We start from the raw sequence: 599 nt of genomic DNA, 5'->3' as shown, positions 1-599 counted from the left end.
AATGCTGTCGCGTCCGGGGTGTTCTCCGCCTGTTGCTCAAATAACTGATGAAGACACAATCTTTCCGGATACGCGGTCTCTGTCGCATTCCAGGTTCTTAACAACAGTGTACGTTCCGTTTCCGGCAGAATGTCCAATGCCCGGACCGGCCTGTCCGGGGTTTGTTCCAGCGCTGTCACCAGACTCTCCAGCGCCTGTTGCATATAGCCACATATCCGTTCCGCCTCAAACGGCTGGACGATCTGAGCTGTCAATCCCAAAGCCTCACCGCAGTCCTCCACCGACAACATAAAGGGATAGTTAGTCCGCTCTTGTCCACCCAGAAACTCAGTGCCGTTTATCAACTCATTCGACGTTGCCAGCACAGCATTATGCCGATAGTTCAGCAGGGCACTAAAGAGAGGGAGACTACTGTCAACTCCGCTGCATTTCTGTGCCAGAGCCAGTGAAGCATGTTCATGGGCTAATAGTCCGGCCAGACGGGTGTGGGCGGTCTGCACGCTGTCCCGTACTGAGGTTTCATCCATATCCAGCCGCAACGGCAGCGTATTGATAAACAACCCCATGCCGTTATCAGCTCCTTCTCCCGCCGTCATGCG

The 599-nt window shown here is 54.4% G+C and carries 1 protein-coding gene; it reads right to left on the bottom strand.

Annotation, left to right across the window (positions count from 1 at the left end):
* A partial coding sequence (locus tag FE394_RS17835; RefSeq protein ID WP_319927680.1) for a condensation domain-containing protein occupies positions 1-599 on the bottom strand: 599 nt, incomplete at both ends.

Origin of the sequence: Xenorhabdus littoralis, assembly GCF_033949345.1 — a bacterium.
Lineage (GTDB): Bacteria > Pseudomonadota > Gammaproteobacteria > Enterobacterales > Enterobacteriaceae > Xenorhabdus > Xenorhabdus littoralis.
This window is presented reverse-complemented; position numbering and strand designations above follow the sequence as displayed.